The organism is Microlunatus ginsengisoli (genome assembly GCF_039537205.1).
In the GTDB taxonomy this organism is placed as follows: Bacteria; Actinomycetota; Actinomycetes; order Propionibacteriales; family Propionibacteriaceae; genus Microlunatus; species Microlunatus ginsengisoli.
This window is the reverse complement of sequence record NZ_BAABAB010000025.1, coordinates 47,031-68,504: the sequence shown is the minus strand read 5'-3', so window position 1 is coordinate 68,504 and position 21,474 is coordinate 47,031. Positions and strand designations below refer to the sequence as shown.

19 protein-coding genes are annotated in these 21,474 nt (G+C 70.9%); 5 read left to right on the top strand and 14 right to left on the bottom strand.

Going from position 1 to position 21,474, the window contains the following annotated elements; translation table 11 throughout:
• Positions 1-17: 17 nt before the first annotated feature.
• Positions 18-833 (top strand): tyrosine-protein phosphatase, encoded by an 816-nt coding sequence (locus ABD747_RS17540; RefSeq protein ID WP_344806946.1) that lies wholly within the window; start codon positions 18-20, stop codon positions 831-833.
• A 55-nt stretch (positions 834-888) separates the two neighbouring features.
• Here ABD747_RS17540 and ABD747_RS17535 read toward each other — a convergent pair whose 3' ends face one another.
• The 8 genes from ABD747_RS17535 to pta all read right to left on the bottom strand — a co-directional run bounded on the left by ABD747_RS17535 (position 889) and on the right by pta (position 11,831).
• A complete protein-coding gene (locus ABD747_RS17535; RefSeq protein ID WP_344806944.1) occupies positions 889-1,971 on the bottom strand; it encodes an alanine racemase in 1,083 nt (360 codons plus the stop codon).
• 4 nt (positions 1,972-1,975) lie between these two features.
• The gene (locus ABD747_RS17530) at positions 1,976-3,088 is read right to left on the bottom strand and encodes a lipid II:glycine glycyltransferase FemX (protein WP_344806942.1); all 1,113 of its coding nucleotides are present in this window, start codon (positions 3,086-3,088) and stop codon (positions 1,976-1,978) included.
• A gap of 357 nt (positions 3,089-3,445) precedes the next feature.
• Complete coding sequence (locus tag ABD747_RS17525) at positions 3,446-5,041, bottom strand: MFS transporter (protein WP_344806940.1); 1,596 nt, start codon at positions 5,039-5,041, stop codon at positions 3,446-3,448.
• A 106-nt stretch (positions 5,042-5,147) separates the two neighbouring features.
• Entirely contained in the window at positions 5,148-6,815 is a 1,668-nt protein-coding gene (locus ABD747_RS17520) for an FAD-binding oxidoreductase (protein WP_344806938.1), read from the bottom strand.
• Positions 6,816-6,847: 32 nt separating this feature from the next.
• Positions 6,848-7,561, bottom strand: a complete 714-nt coding sequence (locus ABD747_RS17515; protein ID WP_344806936.1) for a lysophospholipid acyltransferase family protein — start codon at positions 7,559-7,561, stop codon at positions 6,848-6,850.
• 249 nt (positions 7,562-7,810) lie between these two features.
• On the bottom strand, positions 7,811-8,578 hold the full coding sequence (locus ABD747_RS17510; RefSeq protein WP_344806934.1) for an SDR family NAD(P)-dependent oxidoreductase: 768 nt from the start codon (positions 8,576-8,578) through the stop codon (positions 7,811-7,813).
• Between the two features lie 14 nt (positions 8,579-8,592).
• The gene (locus ABD747_RS17505) at positions 8,593-9,759 is read right to left on the bottom strand and encodes an acetate kinase (RefSeq protein WP_344806932.1); all 1,167 of its coding nucleotides are present in this window, start codon (positions 9,757-9,759) and stop codon (positions 8,593-8,595) included.
• Positions 9,756-11,831, bottom strand: a complete 2,076-nt coding sequence (pta, locus tag ABD747_RS17500) for a phosphate acetyltransferase (RefSeq protein WP_344806930.1) — start codon at positions 11,829-11,831, stop codon at positions 9,756-9,758. Before pta ends, ABD747_RS17505 begins: the two co-directional genes overlap by 4 nt.
• 78 nt (positions 11,832-11,909) lie before the next feature.
• On the opposite strand from pta, the gene ABD747_RS17495 reads away from it, so the two are divergent.
• Positions 11,910-13,403, top strand: a complete 1,494-nt coding sequence (locus tag ABD747_RS17495; RefSeq protein ID WP_344806928.1) for a serine/threonine-protein kinase — start codon at positions 11,910-11,912, stop codon at positions 13,401-13,403.
• A gap of 48 nt (positions 13,404-13,451) precedes the next feature.
• Here ABD747_RS17495 and ABD747_RS17490 read toward each other — a convergent pair whose 3' ends face one another.
• On the bottom strand, positions 13,452-14,207 hold the full coding sequence (locus ABD747_RS17490) for a TetR/AcrR family transcriptional regulator (protein WP_344806926.1): 756 nt from the start codon (positions 14,205-14,207) through the stop codon (positions 13,452-13,454).
• A gap of 32 nt (positions 14,208-14,239) precedes the next feature.
• On the opposite strand from ABD747_RS17490, the gene ABD747_RS17485 reads away from it, so the two are divergent.
• Entirely contained in the window at positions 14,240-15,280 is a 1,041-nt protein-coding gene (locus ABD747_RS17485) for an ATP-binding cassette domain-containing protein (protein ID WP_344806924.1), read from the top strand.
• Entirely contained in the window at positions 15,277-16,059 is a 783-nt protein-coding gene (locus ABD747_RS17480; RefSeq protein ID WP_344806922.1) for an ABC transporter permease, read from the top strand. Before ABD747_RS17485 ends, ABD747_RS17480 begins: the two co-directional genes overlap by 4 nt.
• A gap of 108 nt (positions 16,060-16,167) precedes the next feature.
• Here the strand turns inward: ABD747_RS17480 and ABD747_RS17475 are convergent, their stop codons facing one another.
• The 5 genes from ABD747_RS17475 to pdxS form a co-directional block, all read right to left on the bottom strand.
• Positions 16,168-16,968, bottom strand: a complete 801-nt coding sequence (locus ABD747_RS17475) for a deoxyribonuclease IV (protein WP_344806920.1) — start codon at positions 16,966-16,968, stop codon at positions 16,168-16,170.
• 496 nt (positions 16,969-17,464) lie between these two features.
• Positions 17,465-18,172 (bottom strand): hypothetical protein, encoded by a 708-nt coding sequence (locus ABD747_RS17470; RefSeq protein WP_344806918.1) that lies wholly within the window; start codon positions 18,170-18,172, stop codon positions 17,465-17,467.
• A 12-nt stretch (positions 18,173-18,184) separates the two neighbouring features.
• Positions 18,185-19,231, bottom strand: a complete 1,047-nt coding sequence (locus tag ABD747_RS17465; protein ID WP_344806916.1) for a M48 family metallopeptidase — start codon at positions 19,229-19,231, stop codon at positions 18,185-18,187.
• Positions 19,232-19,300: 69 nt separating this feature from the next.
• Entirely contained in the window at positions 19,301-19,930 is a 630-nt protein-coding gene (gene pdxT / locus ABD747_RS17460) for a pyridoxal 5'-phosphate synthase glutaminase subunit PdxT (RefSeq protein ID WP_344806914.1), read from the bottom strand.
• Positions 19,927-20,847: a pyridoxal 5'-phosphate synthase lyase subunit PdxS gene (pdxS, locus tag ABD747_RS17455; RefSeq protein WP_344806912.1), complete on the bottom strand. Its 921-nt coding sequence runs from the start codon at positions 20,845-20,847 to the stop codon at positions 19,927-19,929. The genes pdxT and pdxS overlap by 4 nt, the downstream gene beginning before the upstream one ends.
• 281 nt (positions 20,848-21,128) lie before the next feature.
• Here pdxS and rpsF point away from each other — a divergent pair, with 281 nt between their 5' ends.
• Positions 21,129-21,419 carry a 30S ribosomal protein S6 gene (gene rpsF, locus ABD747_RS17450; RefSeq protein WP_344806910.1) on the top strand — a complete coding sequence of 97 codons (291 nt, stop codon included), beginning with the start codon at positions 21,129-21,131 and terminating at the stop codon, positions 21,417-21,419.
• The last annotated feature ends 55 nt before the right edge of the window (positions 21,420-21,474 follow it).

Here is a 21,474-nt window from a genome sequence, read left to right as displayed (position 1 = left end):
GACCTAGACTCGCCTGCGTGCTGCGATGGATCGAACTCGACGGGCTGGCCAATCTCAGGGATCTCGGCGGGCTGCCGACGACGTCCGGGGAGGTCGTCCAGCCACGCCGGCTGCTTCGTTCGGACAATCTGCAGACGCTGACCGCCGCTGACGTCGACGCCCTGCTGACGCTCGGGCTGACCGACGTGATCGATCTCCGCAGCTCCTACGAGTCCGATGCGGAGGGCCCCGGTCCGCTGACCCGCGAACCCCGGGTCAGCATCCACCAGCACTCGTTCTTCCGGGAGTGGCGCGACGGTGTGGGGGAGGACAAGTACGAGATCGGCGACGCGGGCGAGCGGCCGGAGGTGATGCCGGAGGAGGCGTTGCCGTGGGTCGACCTGGAGCCCAGCGTGGAGCTGGCGAACCCGATCTCCTCGATCTATCTCTCCTACGTCTTGGACCGGCCCGACTCGGTGCTGTCCGCGCTGCGGGAGATCAGCACCGCGCGCGGCGCCGCTCTGGTGCACTGCGCCGCCGGCAAGGACCGGACCGGCACCCTGGTCGCGATGACGCTGTCCCTGGTCGGAGTCGAGCGGGAGGCGGTGATCGAGGACTACGCGGCGAGCACCGAGCGAGTCGAGGCCGTGGTGGGCCGGCTGCTGGCCTCGCCGACGTACGCGGAGAACCTCCGGGACCGCCCGATGGCGTCGCACGCGAGCTATCCGGAGACGATGCGGGTCTTCCTCGAGCACGTCGACGAGCGGTACGGCGGGGTGCCCGGGCTGGTCGAGCGGATCGGCTGGACCCGCTCCGACACCGACCGGCTCCGCCGGCAGCTCCTCGCGCCCTAGCCGCACCCTCAGGAGAGAGTTCGGATAGAGCTGGGAGCTGGCTGGGAGCTGGGAGCTAGACGGCGACGATGCGGTCGACCACGGCGGTGGTCAGCCGGACCTCGACGGGCACCTCGTCGCCGACCGCGGGCGGGCTGACCGAGCGCGGCAGGAAGACCAGCGACGACTGCATGTGCGGCGGCTCCAGGAACCAGCGCTTCTTGCCGGCCAGGGTGTACGGGCTCAGCGCGAGACCGGCAGCTTCCAGCGATCCGGTGGCTACGGAGATGGCGCGGGCCCGCATCGAGCGGGCCGAGGTCGGCGCCTCCAGCCCGATCCCCTGCGCCGTCCCGCCGGCCACCACCACGATCCAGCCGTCCGCGGGCACCCGGCGTTGCCGGTAGCCGGCCCGCTCGCCCCGGCGGACCGAGTGCACGTCCAGCACGGTCGCGGTCACCCGGTAGGCGCCGGGGTCGCCGAGCCACAGCCTCGTTCCCTGCCGCAGCCGGACCGGGGTCGGTGCGCCGCCGGAGCCGCCGAGCTGGCGTCCCAGCGCGACCACCTCCTCGGCAGGCAGGTGCGACAGCCACAGCGGCCCCGGCGCGGCGCTGAGGGCGGCGCGGCCGAGCGACTCGGCCTCGGCGTAGCGACCCTGGTCGCGGATCGGCAGGTGGATGGTCCAGCCCTCGAACCGGATGCGCGGCTGGTAGTCGCGCACGACCGCGAGCCGGTCGGCCGGAAGTCCGTGCCGCCGCATCGAGGTAAGCACCTCGACCAGCACCCGCGGCTCGTCCGCCGCGGTGGTGATCCGTTCCAGGTCGCCCACTCGGGAGACGGTGCTGATCACCCGACGGTCGCCGGCGAGCGAGGTCGCGAGCGGGTCGGCGCCGTCGTACGGCTGCAGGATCACGATGTCGCCGTCGAACGCGTCCCGGACCTGCGCCACCTCGGCGGGCGTGCCGACCGCGATCGCGCCCGAGCGCACGGCCTCCGCGCCCGGCGAGGCCGCGCTCAGCGCCTGAGCCTCGGCGGCGAGCCGGGGGAGGGAGAAGCCGTATCCGTTGCCCTTGGCCACCGGCACCAGCGGCACCGACCCGGCCACGGTCCGCTGGTGCTCGCGCCAACGAGCCTCGTCCAGCCACATCGTCACCCCGGCCACCGGGTCACCGCCGCTTCATGTAGAGGTCGAACGCGGCGTACAGGACGGGATTGATCGGCTTGTCCCACTCGCCGAGGTATTCCACCGCCTCGCCGCCGGTGCCGACCTTGAACTGGATCAGCCCGAGATGCGGATCGTCCGCCTCCAGCCCCTCGGTGATCCCGCGCAGGTCGTACACGTCGGCGCCGGCCTCCAGCGCTTCGGTGATCATTCGCCATTGGATGGCGTTCGAGCCGCGGACATCGCGCTTGGCGGTGGTGCTGGCGCCGTAGGAGTACCAGGCGTGGGTTCCGACCCGGACCCAGGTGGTGGCGGCCACCAGGTCGCCCTCGTGATGGGCCAGATAGAGCCGGATCCGGTCCGGGTCCTCGGCCAGCAGGGCGTCGAACATGGTCCGGAAGTAGGCCAGCGGCCGCGGCGTGAAGCCGTCGCGCTGCGCGGTCTCGACATAGATCGGGTGGAAGGCGGCCAGGTCGTCGACGGTGCCGCGGGTGACCTCGACGCCGGACTTGGCCGCCTTCTTGATGTTGCGCCGCCAGAGCTGGTTCATCCCCTTGAGCAGCTCGTCGGGGGTCTTCCCGGCCAGCGGAAGCTGGAAGACGAACCGAGGCTGGCCGGCCGCGAACCCCTCGTCGTCGCCCGGGGGCCGCCAGCCGAGACTGCGCAGCTGATTGCGGGTCCGGGTGACCGCGTGGTCGATCTCGTCCGGCAGTGCCGCGCTCAGCCGGGTCACCTTCGGGTCGGCGATCGCGGCCTTGATCGTCTCGCTACGCCATCGACGGGCGACCACGGGGGCCCCGATCCGGACACCGAACGCACCCGCCTTCTTGACGTGACGCACCATCGGGTCCAGCCAACCGGCCAGCTCGGGATCGACCCAGTCGATCACCGGTCCCTCCGGCAGGTAGGCCAGGTAGCGCTTGATGCGCGGCAGCTGCCGATAGAGCACCAGCCCGGCGCCGACGATCCGCTCGTCGTCGAACCAGCCGATCGACTCCGAGCGCCACTCGCTCTTCACCGAGCCCCAGGCGGGAGTCTGCAGGAAACTGACCGACGGCCGCGTCGCGTTGAAGGCGACGTGCTCCTGCGCCGTGATGGTGCGAACGGTGTAAGCCACGATGAGCCAATCTAGACGGCCTCGGAACGGTCGACCGACAGCCCCGGCCGGCCGCAGGGCCGTCGTCTGGTGACCGGTGCCGGCCGGGGCTCGTGACGTTCAGACCCGGGATAGGCATTCGCACAGGGGAAGCCTGCCCGCGCGGGGATCGCAAAGCAGGCGGGATGCGTCTGTCCTATCCCGGGCGTTCGGGGAGGGTTTCCCTGGCTGGAGGTTACTGGAATCACGGTTCCCCGACCGGCAATACGACAAGTCTCCCGCGCGGGGCAAAAAACAACGTGAATCGCTGAAATAGGTGCCTCACCAGCGGCTTTGTGAGAGCGCTCTCCGAGATCCGGAGGACCGGAGCCGTCGGTCTCAGGTCCGGATGGCGACCAGATGCCGGGTGGTCGAACTGCCCTCCGGACCGCGGGCATCGAACGCCTCCACCCGCCGCTCCAGCTCGGAGTCGTAGCCGGTCATCCGTTCGTAGTGCTGCCGCAGGTGCTCGCTCCAGGTCGGCACCGAGAAGACCTCGACGTACACGGTGTGATCGGCGACGTCGCGATACAGCACCCAGCTGGTGGCGCCGGTCCGCCGCCGGGACAGGCCGAGGGCGCGGGCGGCGGCGAGGAACTCCTCGACCCGCTCCTCGACGCAGTAGGTCACCTCGACCACGACCGGCCCGTCCACCGGGTCGGGTGCGACGTCGACCTCCGGGTCGGGCCAGGGCGCGCTGATCGTCCGGTCGAGGCTGGCGCTCGGCAGCCGCCAGACCAGCAGCGTGCCGGCACCGACGATCAGCAGACCGGTCGCGACCAGCAGCGCGGGAGAGACACCGATCCACTGCGCGACGGCTCCCCAGACGAGGGCACCCACTCCTTGGCCACCGAGAAAGACCAGCAGGTACGTCGACATGCCGCGAGCGCGGACCCAGCCGGCCAGCGTCAGCTGGAGATTGGTGTTGAACGTCGACAGCATGACCAGCCAGCCCACGCCGGAGGCGAGCAGCAGCACCATCAGCAGCGGGGCGGAGCCGACCACGGCGGTCGCCACCATCCCGACCGCGTAGAGCAGCGTGAACGCCCCGAGCAGCCGGTTCGGACCCAGCAGCCGGCGGATCCGGGTCAGCAGCAGCGCGCCGATCACGGCGCCCGCGCCCAGCGCGCCGAGCAGCAGGCCGTAGCCACCCGAACCGAGCCCCAGCCGGTCCGAGGCGACCACCGCGAGCAGGGCCCACAGCGCACTGGCGGGGATCACGAACAGCGCCGAGCGGAGCAGGATCCGGCGCACCACCGGTGCGTTGGCGACGTAGCGCGAGCCGGAGCGCAGCGCGGGCACGATCCGCTCGGGCTCCCGATCCGGGCCCGGTGCGGGGTGCCAGCGCAGCAGCGCGACGACGACGAAGACGGTGGACGCGGCGTTGATGCCGAACACGACGGCCGGGCTCGAGGCGGCGATGATGACGCCGGCCACGGCCGGACCGATGGCGCGGGCGAGGTTGATGTTCATGCTGCCGAGCGCGGCCGCGCCGGGGATCAGCTCGCGCGGCACCAGCTGGGGCTGGATCGCCTGCCAGGCCGGGCTGGCGAGCGCGGTCGTCACGCCGAGCCCGAAGGTGAGCAGCAGCACCACGCTCGGCGTCGCCAGCCCGAGTGCGGTCAGCACGGCCAGCAGGCCGACGACGGCGATCGCGGCGAGCTGGGTCGCGATCAGATAGCGCCGGCGGTCGAAGATGTCGGCCAGCACGCCGGCCGGGAGCGAGACGAACAGCACCGGGAGCAGGCTGGCGGCCTGGGCCATCGCGGTCAGGGCGGCCGCGTTCGGGCTCGTGACGAGCAGCCACTGAGCGCCGACGGTTTGCATCCAGGTGCCCACGTTCGACACCAGCTGGGCGATCCAGAGCGCGCGGAACGCGCCGATCGCCAGCGGGGCCCAGGTGCCGGGGTGAGGCGCTTGGTCGGTGGTCGTCATCGAGAGCCACGCTATCCATCGCGCAACCCCCTGGTTTTGTCCCCCCAGCCCTGCCTCGAGCCCCGAATCGCGCGGTGCGCCCGGGACTAGGGGGACGAAATCAGGGCTACTTGACGACGACCTTCCCCGGGTTGAAGTTCTGGCCCGGGTCGACCGCGCTGAACAGGCCGTCGATGAAGTGCACGCCGGCCGCCGAGATGTCCTGCTCCATCCACGGTGCGTGCTCTACGCCGACGCCGTGGTGGTGGGACAGGGTGCCGCCGTTGTCCACGAACGCCTGCTGGATCGCGCCCTTGACGATGTCGTACTGGGCCAACACCTCGTCCTCGCCGTGCTTGTAGGCGAAGGTGAAGTACAGGCAGGCACCCGAGTGGTACGAGTGCGACATGTGGCACATGATCCAGCCCTTGACGCCGATCTTGTCGAAGGCGTCGTTGGCCGCGGCCCGGACCGCGTTGTAGAGCGGGATCAGCTTCGACCACGGTGCGGCCGTCTCGGACACGTCGCCCACGGCGTGCCGGTCCAGCAGGAAGTCGCGGATGTAGGGGGTGTCGAACTTCTTCTGGTCGTACAGCTGGCCTGGACCCTTGCCCGCGACGATCCCGCCGTGCTTGCCGACGACGTCCTTGACCATCGCCTTCTGCCGGGACACGTCGGCCCGGCCACCCTCGTACCCGATGAAGGACAGGCAGATGTCGTCCAGGTTCCAGCCGCGCTTCTGGAGCACCTTCATCACGGTCTCGTTGACCAGCTTCGAGATGCCCGAGCTCTTCTTTCGGGTCGCGAAGGAGAACGCCGTCTCGTAGGAGTCCGAGATCCGGGTGACCGTTGGGTGCGCGTCGGAGGTGGAGATCTCCTGCATCGCAGCGATGCCGGCCTCCCAGCTCGGGAACAGATAGCCGAGGATGAGCCGCTCGGTCGGGATCCGGTGCACGTTCACCGTGGCCTCGGTGATCACGCCCAGCCGGCCCTCGCTGCCGAGGATCATCTCGCGCACGCTCGGCCCGGTCGACGTGCTGGGCAGCGGCCGGAGCACCAGCACCTTGCCGGGCAGCACCGCGTGCAGGCCGCGGGTGATGTCGGCGATGTCGCCGTACTTGTCGGACTGCATCCCGCTGGACCGGGTGGCGATCCAGCCGCCCAGCGTGCTGTGGGTGAAGCTGTCCGGGAAGTGCCCGAGGGTCCAGCCGCGCCGCCCCAGCTGCTCCTCGATGTCGGGGCCGAGCGCTCCGGCTTGGATCCGGGCGAGACCGGACTCCTCGTCGATGTCGAGCACCTTGTTCATCCGGCCCATGTCGAGGGAGATGACGGGACGGGTCTCCTCCGGCGGCGCCTCGAGGCTGCCCGCGATGTTGCTGCCGCCACCGAACGGGATGATCACCGCGTCCGCCGCGACCGCCTTGTCCACGATCTGCTGGACCTCAGCCTCGTCACCGGGATAGACCACCACGTCCGGAATGCGGGGGATGTCCTTGGCCCGCAGCCGGACCAGGTCGCGCAGGCTCTTGCCGTAGGTGTGCACGATCCGGTCGAGATCGTCGGAGGCGACGTGGTCGGCGCCCACCACCTCGGTCAGCTCGGCAACGAGATCGCCCGGGATCCGCGCGGCCGGAACGCTCAGCTCGGCGAGGTCCATCGCGCCGACCGGCGGGATATTCACGTCCAGATCGACGACCTTCTGCACGAACGGCGCGAAGTCCGGCTTGTCCTCGTGGTGGAAGGCGACGCCCTCGACGCCCCAACCCCACCACTTCATGTGCTTGACGGTCGTCATTGCCCTCGTTCGTCCTTCGGCCGCTGGAAGACTCAGCTTTCCACTGAGCGTCGACGCGATCGTACGTGCGGATGCAGTTCGCGGTACGTCGTGGTGTAGTCGACCAAGCCGACTACCTCCTTGGCAATTCTGTCCGAGAACTCCATCGGCGTCTCGCCGTCGTCGGGATGCATCGGCTCGCCGAAGGTGACGTAGACCGGTGGCCGGCCCTTGCCCGGCCAGCCGGTGTCGCGCGGCATCGCCTCGTGCGCACCGACGATTGCCACCGGCACGCAGGGGACGTCGCGACTGATGCAGAGCGCCGCCGCGCCCGGCTTGAACGGCGCGAGCTCGCCGGTCTTGCTGCGGGTGCCCTCGGGAAAGAGCAGCAGCGGTACGCCGTCGTCGAGCAGGCTGGTGGCCATCCCCTTGCGCCCGCGCAGGCCGGTGCGGTCGACCGGGAAGGCGTTGAAGAACAGCGAGGTGAGCCCCTTGCGCCACCAGACGTCGAAGAAGTAATCGGCGGCGGCGCCGGCGGCGACGTAGCGCGCCAGCTTGCGCGGCAGCGCGCCGAGGATCAGCGGGGCGTCGAGATGGCTGGAGTGGTTGGAGACCACGACGAAGGGTGCCTGGAGGTCGGCGAGCTGCTCGCGGCCGAGCACCGTGACCGTGGTCAGCCGCCAGACGACCGGCTTGAGGATCAGCCGCTGGGCGACGAAGCGAGCCCCGGCATGCACCGGCGAGGTGAAGCGGCTACGACTCGGCACGAGCCCCACCCTAGTACCGGGGTGGCGTTTTCCCCGATTCACACTGTGTTAACGCGCCCGTCGGGTCCCGCCGCAGCCGGTCCCCGGATCGTCTTCGCGCGGGTTCGACCTTGTTCGCGCGACTAGCTCGACGCGCGGAGTGGGTTACCCGCGCGAAGTTGGTCGCCATCGTGCGGGCGGGCGAGGCAGACCCGCCGGGCTCGGGCCCCGGATCCGACGTCGACGGCCGGGAGGACTGTGGGTGAGCCCTCAGTGGCGGGAGGAATTGATCTTCGCCGAGACGGCGTGGACCGCCGCGCGGGGAGCATGGCGGAGCAGGAAGGTGAGCACCTTGTATCGCCGCGACGGGATCGACACGATCTTGCCCTTGGCCACGTCGGCCAGGGTGTCGGCGACGACCTCGTCGGCATCCAGCCAGAGCGACTCCGGGATCGCCGAGGCGTTCACCTTGGCGCGGTGGTGGAACTCCGTCCGAACCCAGCCGGGGCACAGCACCGTCACCTGGACGCCGGTGCCGGCCAGCTCGACGGCGAGGCTCTCGCTGTAGACCGAAACCCACGCCTTGATCGCGGAGTAGTTGCCGAGCGTGATGAGGCCCGCGGTGCTCCCGACGTTGATGATGGTCCCGCGACCGCGCTCACGCATGGCCCGGGCCGCGGCTCCGCCGAGATGCAGCACCGCGCGGATCATCACGTCGATACCGTGGTCGTGCGGGGCGAGGTCGGCATCGGCCAGCCTGACCCGCATGCCGAAGCCCGCGTTGTTCACCAGCGTGTCGACGGGCGCGTCCGTGCTGGCGATCCGCTCGGCCACCCGTGCCACATCGTCGGGGGCGGCGAGGTCGGCCGGCAGCGTCTCCACCCGGACGCCGTAGCGCTGGGCGAGCTCGTCCGCCGCACTGCCCAGCCGCTCCGCGTCGCGGGCGACGAGGATCAGATCGTCGCCGCGGGCCGCGAGAGCGCGCGCGAACGCGGCCCCGATCCCCGAGGTTCCGCCGGTCACCAGAGCTGTCGGCATGGGAAGACCCTAGGTCAGGCGATCAGGGCGGCGGCCTGACGGGCGATGTCGAGTTCTTCGTTCGTCGGCACCACCAGGACCGTGGTAGGGGAGTCGTCGGTGGAGATCACCCGCGCCTCCTTCGAGCGGACCGCGTTGCGCTCTGCGTCGACGGCGATGCCGAGTCCCTCGAGCCCGGCCAGCGCGGCCGCCCGGACCGGCACCGTGTTCTCGCCCACGCCGGCGGTGAAGCTGATCACGTCGACCGAACCGAGCACGGCGAGGTAGGACCCGACGTAGTGCTTCAGCCGATGGATGTAGACGTCGAACGCCAGCGCCGCGTGCTCGTCGCCGGCGTCCATCCGCGCCTCGATCTGGCGGAAGTCGTTCTCCCCGCACAGCCCCTTCATCCCGGACAGCTTGTTCAGCGTGGTGTCGATCTGCTCCACGCTCATCCCCAGCTGGTAGTGGAAGAACAGGTGCAGCCCGGGGTCCACGTCGCCGGACCGGGTCCCCATCACCAGGCCCTCCAGCGGGGTGAGGCCCATCGACGTGTCCACCGCGACCCCGCCGCGGATGGCCGAGATCGAGGCCCCGTTGCCCAGGTGCAGCACGATCTGGTTCAGCGAGCCGACGTCGCGGCCGAGGAAGTCCGCCGCGGCCCGGGACACGTACCGGTGGGACGTCCCGTGGAAGCCGTAGCGGCGGATCCGGTGCCGTTCGGCCAGCTCGCGCGGGATGGCGTACGTCCGCGCCGCGGTCGGCAGGGTGGCGAAGAAGGCGGTGTCGAACACGGCCACGTGCGGTACGTCGGCGAAGCGGGTCCGCGCGGCCCGGATGCCGGCGATCGCGCCCGGGTTGTGCAGCGGCGCCAGCGGCACCAGGTCTTCGATCGCAGCCACCACGGCGTCGTCGATGAGCACCGGGTCGCTGAAGTCGGGGCCGCCGTGGACCACCCGATGGCCGACCGCGACGATGCCCGCGTCCTCCAGCACGATGCCCGCGTCCGCGATCTGGCGGCGCATCACCTGGATCGCCGCGCCGTGGTCGGCGACCGCCTCGCCCTGCTCCGGTGTCTCGCCGATCCGCTCGACGATGCCCTTCGCCCACACCTCGCCGGTCCCGGGCACCAGCAGCTGGTATTTCAACGAGGAGGATCCGGCGTTGATCACCAGCACCGGGCCGTTCGCCTGGGCGTTCACGCCGCCGCTCCCTTCGTCAGGGCCTGCGCTTGGACGGCGGTGATCGCCACCGTGTTCACGATGTCCTCCACCAGCGCGCCGCGAGACAGGTCGTTCACCGGCTTGCGCAGACCCTGCAGCACCGGACCGATGGCCACCGCGTGGGCGCTGCGCTGGACCGCCTTGTAGGTGTTGTTACCGGTGTTCAGGTCGGGGAAGATGAACACGGTCGCCCGGCCGGCCACCCGCGAGTCGGGCAGCTTCGTCCGGGCCACGTCCAGATCCACCGCGGCGTCGTACTGGATCGGGCCCTCCAGCAGCAGGTCGGGGCGGCGCTGCGCGACCAGGGCGGTGGCCGCCCGCACCTTCTCCACGTCGGCGCCCGACCCGGAGGACCCGGTGGAATAGGACAGCATCGCCACCCGCGGGTCGATTCCGAACTGGGCCGCGGTCTCGGCCGACGAGGACGCGATGTCGGCGAGCTGCTCGGCGGTCGGATCGGGCACGACGGCGCAGTCGCCGTAGACGAGCACGCGGTCGGCCAGGCACATCAAGAACACGCTGGACACGGTGCTGACGCCGGGCTTGGTCCTCACGAACTCCAGCGCCGGGCGGATGGTGTGGGCGGTGGTGTTGGCGGCGCCGGAGACCATCCCGTCGGCCAGCCCGAGGTGGACCATCATCGTGCCGAAGTAGGAGACGTCGGTCATCACCTCCCGGGCCCGCTCGACGGTCATCCCCTTGTGCGCCCGCGCCTGGGCGTACGCGGCGGCGAACCGCTCGAGCAGCTCCGGGTTGGAGGTCGAGACCACCGGTGCGCTGTCGATGTCCAGGCCGAGGGCGGAGGCCCGGGCCCGGGTCCGGTTCTCCTCGCCGAGCAGGGTGAGGTCGGCGACGCCGCGGCGGAGCAGGATCGAGGCCGCCTCGAGGATCCGGTCGTCGGTCGACTCCGGCAGCACGATGTGCTTGCGGTCCGAGCGGGCCCGCTCCATCAACTGGTACTCGAACATGAGCGGAGTTGTGACGCCCGAAGTCGGCAGATCGACCGCAGACAGCAGTGCCTCGGCGTCCACGCCCTCGGCGAACAGCCGCCGGGCGGTCTCGATCTTCTTGGTCGATTTGCTGGTCATCGGGCCGCGGACCCGGGACAGCCGCTCCGCGGTCCGGAACGTCCCGTCGTCGGTCAGCGCGATCGGCAGATCCTGCTCCACGCCCTCGCTGAGCCGGCGGATGGTCTCCGGGATCTCGTACCCGCCGGTCAGGATGATGCCCGCCAGCGACGGGAACGTGCCCGACTGGTGGGCCAGCATCAGCCCCGGGATCAGGTCCGTCCGATCACTGGGGGCGACCACCGCGACGTCCGGCGTCAGCCGGGCCAGCACGTTCGGCAGGCTCATCGCCGCGACGATCAGGCCGAGCGCCTCGCGGTCCAGCCAGGACTTGTTGCCGAGCACGAGCTCGGCCTGCGCCGCGTCCATCAGCCCGGCGAAAGTCGGCGCGGACAGGATCGGGCTCTCCGGCAGCGCGGCCACCAGCTTGTCGGGCAGGTCGCTCAGGGCCTGCCGAGTCACGGCCAGCTGGTCGGGATCGACCCGGTTCGCGATCACCGCGACTGGCTGCGCGTGCTGGGCGGTGAGCTCGTTCAGCGCGGCGTCGGCCGCGGCCCGGATCTGCTCGGGGGTCCGTTCCCGGCCGTGGACGACCAGAACGACGGGCGAGCCGAGGTTCGCCGCGATCCGGGCGTTGAAGGACATCTCGGTCCCGGTGGTGACGTCGGTGTAGTCCGACCCGACCACGAGCACCACGTCGTAGCGATCGCTGAGCTGCCCGAACCGCTCCACGATCATGTGCATCGCCTCGTCGGCGTTGTCCCGAGCGAGGTCGTAGGAGACTCCGGCGGTCTCCTCCAATGTCTGGTCGATGCCCGGCTGGGTGATCAGCATGTCGGCGATGTAGTCGAACCCGGCGTGGATCAGCGGCCGGAAGATCCCGACCGACCCGACCTCCCGGACAAACGCGTCGAGCAAACCCAGGGCCACGGCCGACTTGCCGGTCTGGCCCTCGGCGGAGGCGACGTACACACTGCGAGTCACAGTGCAGGACCCTATTAGGGTCGCGCGATCCCGGTCGAGGGTCCCACACCTCGGCCGGAGGCGCCTATGTTGGATCAGGTGGGGACCAGACCGCCCGACATCGCGGGACTGACGGAGTGGCACCCGCTTGCCCGGGGCGGCTTCGCGATGGTCTGGCAGGCTCGGCAGGCGACCCTGAACCGGCTGGTCGCGGTGAAGGTCGACGAGCGCCGGCTGGACACCGAGAGCGAGCGGCAGCGGTTCCTGCGCGAGGCCGGCGCGGCCGGCCGGATGTCGGGACACGCCGGGATCGTCACGGTGCACGACGCCGGGATCCTGCCCGACGACCGGCCGTATCTGGTGATGGAGTTGTGCCCCGGCGGGTCGCTGAACACCTGGGTGAAGCGGGAGGGGCGCCCGAGCGAGGCGGCTGTGGTGGAGGTCGGCACCCGGATCGCCGGGGCGTTGGCGGCGGCCCACGCCCGCGGCGTGATCCATCGCGACGTCAAACCGGCGAACATCCTGATCGACGCGTACGGCCAGGCCGGCCTGGCCGACTTCGGACTGGCCGCGCTGCCCGAGCCCGACGCGCCGCCGACGGAGGCGCTGGAGGCGCTGACCCCGGCGTACGCACCACCGGAGGTGCTGGCCGGCGAGCCGGCGACCGAGGCCGGCGACGTCTATGCACTGGCCGCGACCCTGTATGCGCTGATGGCCGCGCACTCGCCGCACTGGAACGAGCCGGGAGTGCCGACGCCCGCGGAGATCGCGGCCCGGCGCGGCGAGCCGATCGAGCGGGTGGCCGACGTGACTCCCGCGCTGATGGATGTCCTGCTGGCCGGGCTGGCGGACGACCCCGCGGACCGGCCGACGGCGGCGGAGTTCGCCGAGCGGCTGGCCGGCGCAGGGCGGGCGGCCGATGCCGCCCCGGTGGGGACCGCATCGGCGACGGTTCCGGGCGGTCGGGACCAGCCGGGCGCCCGGCAGCGCAACTGGGTCGTGCTGGCCGCCGTCGGCGTGATCGTACTCGGGGTGATGGCGGCCTGGCTGGTCGCCGGCCGCACGCCCGGCTCGGGCGCCGCGACGCCGCCGCGCGGTGCGACGAACCCGGCCCGCAGCGCGGCGACCCCGGCCGGCACGGCCGCACCGGGCTCGTCCACCGGTCGTGCGGCGGCTCGGACGTCGCCCGCGTCGGCGCCGACCGCGCTGCCGACCGGATTCGTCGACTGCACGGCTCGGGCCGGTGCGCCGGCGTTCTGTCCGGCCGAGCCGGAGTGCTGGACGAGCGTGTTCTCCTACATGGACTCCCCCTATCAGGCGGTCGCCCAGAGCTGCTCGAAGGCGCACGTCTACCAGACGTTCGCCGCGGTTCGGCTCGACTCGCAGCCGCGGCGCAAGTCCCAGCTGAACGCCGCGCCGGAGGTCAAGGCCGCCTGCACCCGGGCGGTCGCGAACCGGCTGCTGCGTGGGGTCGAGGTCGACGGCAGCTGGGAGGTGATGGCCATCCCGCCGCAGTTCGAGCACGACACTGTCTACCGCTGCATCGCCGGCAAGGGCACCCGGACCGGGGCGCTGGAGCTGCGGCCGAGCTGACCGAGGGCTCGGGTCCGCTCGGGAACGCTCGGGACCGCTCGGGACCGGTCAGGTCGCGGATCGGGCCCGGTCGACCGCGTCGAGCAGCCGGTCGAGCAGCCGGTCCAGGGACAGCGCGCTCGCGTCGTCGAACCCGCCGGCCTCCCAGATGGCGGTCGTCGTCGGATACCGCTCCGAATCGAAGTACGTCGTCCAGAACGAGCTGCGGGCACCCCAGTAGGCCTCGTACGACACCCCGGTGCTGCGCGCCTCCGCCTCGTCGCCGATCATCGCCCGGGCCGCGCCGAGCAGCTGCCAGCGGACGAAGTTCGCGGCCGCGACGGTGTCGGCGCCGGTGAACCCGGCCGCGGCGAGCGCGGCGTACAGGCTCTCCTCCACGTCGAGCACGTTCGGCCCGAGCGGCAGCCGGGACTGGTTGTGATCCAGCAGCCAGGGGTGGCGCCGGTACAGCGCCCAGCTCTCTCGGACGAACGACTCGAGCCGGTCTCGCCAGCCGAGGCCGGGGGCGGGCCGGTCATGCTCGGCGTAGACCGTGTCGATCATCAGCTCGACCAGCTCGTCGCGGCCGGGGACGTAGGTATAGAGCGACATCGCGCCGACGTCGAGTGCGGCGGCGACCTTCCGCATCGACAGCTGGGTCAGGCCGGCCGCGTCGGCCAGCGCGATACCCGCCTCGACCACCTGACCGAGGGTGAGCCGGGGCCGTGGTCCTCGGCTGCCCGGGGGCGGCTCGGGGTTCCAGAGCAGGTCGATCACCCGGCGCCCCTCGGCGGTGCTCTCGGGTGGTTGCTCCGGCGCGGTCATCGTCTGGCCTCCTTTCCGTACAGTGTATGGTAATGTCGGATCAACTCGGTACGGCGTACGAAATGGGGTTGCGGATGATCCACACCGAGAAGCTGACCCGGACCTTCACGGCGAAGAAGGGGAAGACGGTCGAGGCTGTGAAGGGCATCGACATCGACGTGGCCGAAGGGGAGCTGGTGGCCTTCCTCGGCCCGAACGGGGCCGGCAAGTCGACCACGCTACGGATGCTCACCACCCTGCTGCCGCCGACCTCGGGCTCGGCGAGCGTCGCCGGGCGGAGCATCGTGACCGATCCGGCGGGGGTCCGCTCCCGGATCGGGTACGTCGGTCAGGGTTCCAGCGCCGGCCACCAGTTCCGGGTGCACGACGAGATGATGGCGCAGGGCCGCTACTACGGGATGAGCTCGGCCGCCGCCGCGACCCGGATGAAGGAACTCGTCACCACCCTCGACCTGGGCGGCTTGGAACTGCGCCGGGTCAGCACCCTGTCCGGTGGTCAGCGGCGCCGGCTGGACGTGGCGATGGGGCTGATGCACTCGCCGGAGCTGTTGTTCCTGGACGAGCCGTCCACCGGGATGGACCCGCAGAACCGGGCCAACCTGTGGGAGCACATCGCCCGGCTGCGCAGCGAGCACAACACCACGATCGTGCTGACCACGCACTATCTGGAGGAGGCCGACGCGCAGGCCGAGCGGGTGCTCGTCATCGACCACGGCGAGATCATCGCCGACGACACCGCGCCGGCGTTGAAGGCGCGGCTGGCCGGCGACCTGATCTCGGTAGCGGTCGCGCCCGGCGCGGTCGATTCGGCGGTCCGGCTGATGGCCGACACCGGCGACGAGATCGCGACTCGGCCCGCCGGGCCCGAGGTGGTGGTCTCGGGCCGGTTCGACGGCGGCACCCGGGCGCTGCCGCCGCTGCTGCGCCGGCTCGACCAGGAGGGGATCGAGGTGCTCGAGGCGGACGTCCGGGTGCCGACGCTGGACGACGTCTTCCTCAGCCTGACCGGACGCAGCCTGCGCGAGGGCGAGAACAACGAGGACGCGCCGGTCGTCGAGGGCAGGGCCGCATGAGCGCGCCCGCAATCACCGCCATGGTTCACGACACCCGGGCGGTCTTCATCCGGGAGATGTCGCTGATCCTGCGCGACCCGTTCTCGATCATCTTCTCGCTGATCCAGCCACTGGTCTTCCTCGGGCTGTTCGGGCCGCTGCTGGCCGGCTCGATCGACCCCACGGTGCTGAACGGTGCGTCGCCGCTGCAGTGGTTCCTGCCCGGCGTGGTGGTGATGATCTGCCTGTTCGGCACCTCGATGACCGGATCGAACCTGCTCTACGAGATCAGCCTGGGGTCGTACGAGCGGACGCTGGCCGCGCCGATCCACCGGTCCGCGATCCTGGTCGGCCGGTCGCTGAAGGAGCTGGCCCCGCTGGTCGTCCAGGCGGCGATCATCGTGCTCGTCTCGATCCCGTTCGGGTTCGTGTTGTATCCGGTGCAGGTGATCGCCGGGCTGCTGCTGCTCGGCGTGTTCGGGGTGGGTATGGGTGCGCTGTCGAACGCGCTGGCCATCGCCGCCCGGAAGAGCGAGTGGCTGTTCTGGGGAGTGCAGCAGTCGCTGCTCTTCCCGCTGCTGATCCTGTCCGGGATGATGCTGCCGCTCGAGGCGGGCCCGCGCTGGATGCAGGTGATCGGCGCCTTCAACCCGCTCACCTACATCGTCAACGCCGAGCGGGCGCTGTTCTCCGGATCGTTCACGGATCCGTCCATCCCGCTGGCCGTCTTGGCCGCCCTGATCACCTGCGCCCTCGGCATGTGGGCCGGCATCGCCCAGGTCCGGCGCAGCACCACCTGAGCGGCCCCCGGGCGTGTGCCCTGAGCCGGTCGAGGGGCCCGGGCATGTGCCCTGAGCCCGTCGAAGGGCCTGCTATATAGCGCTCGACAAGCTCAGCGCGCGGGTACGTCAGCCGAGCCGCTCGCGCAGCCAGGCCAGGTCGGCCGCCTGACCCTCGCGCCCGCCCGGCGTCTCGACCACGACGGGCACGCCCGCCTCGCGAACCGTCTCCACGATCGCTTCGCCCGCGATCTCGCCCGCGCCGAAGTTGGCGTGCCGGTCGGCGCCGGAGTCGAACGTGTCCCGGGAGTCGTTGGCGTGGATCAGGTCGATCCGCCCGGTGATGCTGCGGACCTTGTCGACCAGCCCGACCAGATCCTCGCCGCCGGCGTGCGCGTGGCAGGTGTCCAGGCAGAAGCCGACCGTGTCGCCACCCTCGGCACCGCCGATCGCCTCCCACAGCCGGGCGATCCGGTCGAGGTGCCGGGCCATCGCGTTGTCGCCGCCGGCGGTGTTCTCGATCAGTAGCGGAACCGGCATCTCCAGCCGGTCGATGCACTTGAACCAGTTCTCGAATCCCAGCTCGGCGTCGTCGGTCTTCAGCACGTGGCCGCCGTGCACGATGACTCCGGCCGCCCCGACCTCGGCGGCGGCGGTGACGGTCTGCTGGAGCAGCTTGCGGCTGGGGATCCGGATCCGGTTGTTGCTGGTGGCGACGTTCAGGACGTACGGCGCGTGGACGTACAGCGCGATGCCCGCCGCCTCCGCATCGGCCTTGAGCCCGGCGGCGCCGCCGGCATAGGCCACCTTCGGGCCCTTCCAGCCCTGCGGATCGCCGAGGAAGAACTGGGCCAGCCCGGCCCCGCGAGCCTGGGCCTCCGCGATCGGATCGTCCTGCTCGCCGTGCCCGCCCATCACCAACGCAGTCATGGTCCCGAGGCTAGTCGGCGCCTCCGACACCTGGACTCGCCTCTGGCGCCCGGACTCGTCTCCGCCACCTCGCCGGCTGGCGCCACCGACACCGCCCCGATCGTCCGCCTTGCGCGCCGACCCCGACCTGTCCACCCGACCACCTCCCCGCTTGCCAAAATCCGGCCGCGGCCGGAAAGTCGGGGAGGATCGGGCCCCGAAGCGCCCCAATTTCCCGCCATGGGTGGACTACGAAGCTCCTCGATCCGGATGGGTCGAGCCGACCCTGGATCGCCCCAAATTCCAGCCCCGGCCGGAAGATCGGGACAGAACCCAGCCCGAGGCGCCTCAGTTTCCAGCCGCGGGCGGAAAGGGAGGTGGGGTCTCGAGCCGGAGGCCCCCAGTTTCCGGCCGCGGCTGGAATGTCAGGTCGGAACGGACCCGGAGTCCCCCCGGTTTTCAGCCGCGGGTGGAACCTGCGAGGGGGCGACTCAGCTCGGAGTCGCCGCGTCGACGATCAGGGAGACGGATCCGGCGGGGAGGTGTCGGCGATCTGAGCAGGAGCCGTCTGCTCCTGGGCAATCAGGGTCCGCATCGGCGGCTTCGCCTGCTCGAGCTCGGCCTCCAGGTCCGTCACCCGGGCCCGCAGCAGCTTCAGCTCGTCACCTCGGCGCTCGAAGACGATCACCACGGCGACCACGGCCAGCCCGATCAGGGCTCCCAGCCCGACCCCCCACAGGGTCGCGTACCGGAATCCGGGCGCCTGGACACTGAGGATCCGCTGCCCGTCGTGCGCGGCGTTCGAGCTGCCGACCACGATGGACAGCGTCATCAGGTTGGGGATCGCCAGCACGACGGCGGCGATCAGCAGACCGATCTTGACCTTCCAGCTGAGCGCCCGGCGGCCGACCTGGGCGAGCAAGAGCAGCGGCAGGAAGGTGAAGATGCCGCCGTAGATCAGCCCGAGCATGATCCCGGTGCTGATCCGGCCGTTCGCCTGGCGGCCGATCGACTGCGCCCAGGCACGCGGTACGAACGCGGCCAGGATCAGGTACACGGCGACGGCCACGATCAAGACGGCGATGGCGATGACGAGACGGCGCAGCCAGACCTTGACCACGTTCTCCCGATCCTCGACCGGCTGTACCGGCTGCACCTGGCTCGTTGTCGCCTGCTCGGAGCCGGCGGCCGGCGGGGCCGAATGCTCGCCCGGGTTCTCGGTCACCCGCCGATCATCTCAGGACGTCGAGCCGGGACCCTGCTGCCACCAGTCCCGGACCCGCCCGGCAGCCATCCCGCCCAGCCCGCCTGCGACCGAACCCACCTTGCCGATCACCTTGAACAGCGGATCCGCCGAGGTGGTGAACGTCTGCTTGTACGCGTTCGCCGCCGCCTTCACATCCTCCGACAGCGGCGCGTCCTTGTCCGCCGAGCGGCGCGCGTAGTCGCCAGCGAGGATCGCGCGATACACGTCCCCGGCGGCCCACTTCTGCAGCTCGGCGGCGCGCAAGGCGGCCAGCGGATGCGTCTGGCCGGTGATCTGGAGCAGCTTCAGCAGTGAGTCGCGGACATCCCCGGACGACTCGTACTCGCTCGCCTGGTCGAGGAAGCCCGACACGTCCATCTCGTCGGGATTCTCGGCGCCGGCCAGCGAGGCGTGCACCCGCAAGGCGACCTGCGGATCCTGACAACACAGCAACCCGGCCCGGTCACCGGTCAACTCCGCCTTGCGGTGCCACTCGCCCAGGCCCATGACGATCGCCCGAAGCCCCCAGGCGCCGATCGGCAGCCACTGGAGTGAGGTGGCGATGTTGATGAGCTGGAGCAACATCGTCTGATAGACAGCATGCCCGGACAGCACGTGCCCGACCTCGTGCCCGACCACGAACCGCAGGCCGTCCTCGTCGACGAGGTCCAGCATTCCGGTGGTCACCACGATCACCGGCCTGTCCAGCCCGACCGCCATCGCGTTCGGGCGCGGGTCGCGCTGGACGTACAGCTCGGGCACGGGTTGTAGGTCGAGTGTGGTGGCGCACTCGGCGACCAGCTGGTGGATCTTGGGGTACTGCCGCGGCGACACTCGGACCGACGAGGCGAGATAGAACAGGCGCACGCTGCGGTCGCCGATCGCACCCGAGATCGCGCGGAGCACCTGGTCGAAGCCGGGAATGGCGCGGAGCGCGACCAGTGCGCCCCGGTCGGCGGGGTGCTCGTACGCCCGTGAGCTGAGGTCGGGGAACCGGACCCGACCGCCGCCGAGGGCCCAGCGCGACTCCTGCGTCATGCGTTCGAGCGTACGCGGCGGGCGGACCAACTGATTGGAGCAGATCGTTCGGGGAGTAACCCGAAGGATCTACTCCAAACCCGGCCGCGGACCGGCGGCGACGACCAGCTCCAGGAAATAGGCGTGCAGCCGCGGGTCGCCGGCGACCTCCGGATGGAACGAGGTGGCGAGCAGGCCGTCCTGGCGGACCGCGACGATGTGGTCGGGTCCGCCGTGCGGGTCGGGTGCGGTCGCCAGCACCTGCACCGCCGGCCCCGCCGACTCCACCCACGGCGCCCGGATGAACACGGCATGGAATGACCCGCCGGGCAGCCACGGGGTGGCCAGCTCGGTCTCGAAGGAGTCGACCTGGCGGCCGAACGCGTTCCGCCTGACCGTGATGTCGAGGCCGCCGAACGTCTGCTGGTCCGGCGGTGCGTCCACCAGCCGGTCGGCCAGCAGGATCATCCCGGCGCAGCTGCCGTACGCAGGCAGCCCGCCCCGCAGTGCCGCCACCAGCGGGTCGCGCAACTCGAAGGCTCGAGACAGCTTGTCGATCGTGGTCGACTCCCCGCCCGGAATCACGATCCCGGCCAGCCCGGCCAGCTCGCTCGCCCGGCGCACCAGCCGCGGCTCGGCACCAGACGAGGCCAGCGCGGCCGCGTGCTCGCGGACGTCCCCCTGGAGGGCGAGGACCCCGATCGTCGGCCGGGTGGTCACCAGCCCCGCTCGGCGAGCCGGTGCGGCTCGGGGATCTCCTCGACGTTGATCCCGACCATGGCCTCGCCGAGCCCGCGCGACACCTTCGCGATGACGTCGGGGTCGTCGAAGAACGTGGTCGCCTTGACGATCGCGGCGGCGCGCTGCTCGGGGTTGCCGGACTTGAAGATGCCCGAGCCGACGAACACGCCCTCGGCGCCGAGCTGCATCATCATCGCGGCGTCGGCCGGGGTCGCGATGCCGCCGGCGGTGAACAGCACGACCGGCAGCTTGCCGGCCTCGGCCACCTCCTTGACCAGCTCGTACGGCGCCTGCAGCTCCTTGGCGGCGACGTACAGCTCGTCGGGGGAGAGCGAGGTCAGCCGGCGGATCTCGGCCCGGATCTGGCGCATGTGGGTGGTGGCGTTGGACACGTCGCCGGTGCCGGCTTCGCCCTTGGAGCGGATCATCGCCGCGCCCTCGGTGATCCGCCGCAGCGCCTCGCCGAGGTTGGTGGCGCCGCAGACGAACGGCACGGTGAACTGCCACTTGTCGATGTGGTGGGCGTAGTCGGCTGGGGTCAGCACCTCCGACTCGTCGACGTAGTCGACGCCGAGCGACTGCAGCACCTGGGCCTCGACGAAGTGCCCGATCCGCGCCTTGGCCATCACCGGGATCGAGACGGCGGCGATGATGCCGTCGATCATGTCTGGATCGCTCATCCGTGACACCCCGCCCTGGGCCCGGATGTCGGCCGGCACCCGCTCGAGGGCCATCACGGCGACCGCGCCGGCATCCTCGGCGATCTTGGCCTGCTCCGGGGTGACGACGTCCATGATGACGCCGCCCTTGAGCATCTCGGCCATGCCGCGCTTGACCCGGCCCGTTCCGGTCGTGGTCGTGCCGGTGCTGCTGGTGACGGGGGTGGACTCGGACATCTGCTGGGCTCCTGTGCTGAGATCTGTGCGCGCCCACATCCTAGGTCCGTGGGTCTCGGTAGGGCTGCGAGTTCCCATCTGCGGAGCGGGCCCTGCACCCGAACCGGCCGCTCGATTCGCGTCGGAGCGGCCCGCCCAGGTAGCCTTCTGCGTTGGTGTCCGCCCCGCGGGCGCCACAGGGAGCCGTCGGTCCCGACGACCGAGCCGGCTCCCGATCGCATCGCCCTCCTGCCATGGGACGTACCCATGGCCGCCGAGACCAGAGGAGGTGGAGTTCGCGCATGCGCCCGTACGAGGTCATGGTCATCTTCGACCCCGACACCGAGGAGCGGTCGGTCCAGCCGACGCTCGAGAACTACCTGAAGGTCATCACCAGTGGTGGTGGCACCGTGGACAACCTGGACATCTGGGGCCGTCGCCGGCTGGCGTACGAGATCCGCAAGAAGTCCGAGGGCATCTACGCGGTGATCAACCTGACGGCCGAACCGGCCGACGTGAAGGAGCTGGACCGCCAGTTCACGATCAACGAGCAGATCATGCGGACCAAGGTGATCCGCCCCGACCTGCACTGAGATCGGAGTCGTCGCGGAACTGTCGGAGTCCTCTGACAGGCTGCGACCCGCATCG

Coding starts and splice junctions, on each gene's coding strand:
- ABD747_RS17525 (WP_344806940.1), bottom strand. CDS start 5,041: ATGACGACCACCGACCAAGCGCCTCACCCCGGCACCTGGGCCCCGCTG.
- ABD747_RS17520 (WP_344806938.1), bottom strand. CDS start 6,815: ATGACGACCGTCAAGCACATGAAGTGGTGGGGTTGGGGCGTCGAGGGC.
- ABD747_RS17510 (WP_344806934.1), bottom strand. CDS start 8,578: ATGCCGACAGCTCTGGTGACCGGCGGAACCTCGGGGATCGGGGCCGCG.
- ABD747_RS17490 (WP_344806926.1), bottom strand. CDS start 14,207: ATGACCGCGCCGGAGCAACCACCCGAGAGCACCGCCGAGGGGCGCCGG.
- ABD747_RS17485 (WP_344806924.1), top strand. CDS start 14,240: ATGTCGGATCAACTCGGTACGGCGTACGAAATGGGGTTGCGGATGATC.
- ABD747_RS17480 (WP_344806922.1), top strand. CDS start 15,277: ATGAGCGCGCCCGCAATCACCGCCATGGTTCACGACACCCGGGCGGTC.
- ABD747_RS17475 (WP_344806920.1), bottom strand. CDS start 16,968: ATGACTGCGTTGGTGATGGGCGGGCACGGCGAGCAGGACGATCCGATC.
- ABD747_RS17465 (WP_344806916.1), bottom strand. CDS start 19,231: ATGACGCAGGAGTCGCGCTGGGCCCTCGGCGGCGGTCGGGTCCGGTTC.
- pdxS (WP_344806912.1), bottom strand. CDS start 20,847: ATGTCCGAGTCCACCCCCGTCACCAGCAGCACCGGCACGACCACGACC.
- rpsF (WP_344806910.1), top strand. CDS start 21,129: ATGCGCCCGTACGAGGTCATGGTCATCTTCGACCCCGACACCGAGGAG.